Source organism: Runella sp. R5_40 (assembly GCF_057652295.1).
The window spans coordinates 1-402 of the sequence record NZ_JBYFCH010000082.1 but is presented as its reverse complement, the minus strand read 5'-3'; the positions used below and the strand labels follow the sequence as shown (position 1 = coordinate 402).

Below are 402 nucleotides of genomic sequence, written 5' to 3'. Positions count from 1 at the left end.
CCGAATAGCGCCTATGACGTTCGTATTTAAAATACCTATTCGATTGATACGTATCTCTCCCCCAACTTTATTCGTAAGCGTGCAACCAGTTGCACTTCGAAGCCCCACTCCTCTAATATCCTTCTGGCTCCCGATCTCAATAAGGGCTTCATTATTCATCACAGTACCCGTATTCACTAGGTAAATGGCATGGCTACCCGTCCAATCAATATAAATCGAGCCACCTGTTTTGTTATTAAACGTATTACCCTCTAGTCTTATTCCCTCCCCAGTAACGGCTGCATTGCTGCCAATTTTGATAAGGGCTTCGTTGTTGACTAATCCATTTGAATAAAATGCTTGACTGCCCGCGGCTTGGTCAATATAAATAGCGCCTTCTGATTTGTTATTAAATGTACCGCC

Annotated in this window: 1 protein-coding gene; it reads right to left on the bottom strand. The window is 43.0% G+C overall.

The window, feature by feature from the left end:
• Positions 1-402, bottom strand: a 402-nt coding sequence (locus AC23N5_RS31500; protein WP_487758572.1) for a hypothetical protein, incomplete at both ends; no start/stop codon positions are given.